Genomic DNA, 383 nt, shown 5'->3' on the forward strand with positions numbered 1-383 from the left:
CGCTCTTTCTTGTATAATCCTTCTTCTTTTATCTGTTCTATTTCGTCCTTTAAGTAATCCTTTATTGATCCGTACATAATGGTGTTTTTTACAAAATTACATTTCTTTTATACATTTCTTATAGAGATGCCGTCATTAATATAAACCAGAAGTTTTTTGTTGATGCCGAAATTCATTCGGCTTAACACGCCTGCATATGCCTCTATCTGCTCCCGGTGTGTAGGGCTCTCGGCACCGGTCTTATAATCGATAATGGTCACCCGGTCTTCCTGAAAGTTCAGCCGGTCCGGTCGCAGGAGCTGTCCGTCTTCAGCGATCATATCGCGCTCATTAAAATTTTTGACACCTTCAGCATAAAAGGATTTCAATTGCGGGTGACCTAT

1 protein-coding gene is annotated in these 383 nt (G+C 40.7%); it reads right to left on the reverse strand.

The features are described 5' to 3' along the window. Window positions 1-107 precede the first annotated feature (107 nt). A partial coding sequence (locus HC175_RS20225; RefSeq protein ID WP_168139849.1) for a PD-(D/E)XK nuclease family protein occupies window positions 108-383 on the reverse strand: 276 nt, incomplete at its 5' end.

This window comes from Salinimicrobium oceani (assembly GCF_012037645.1).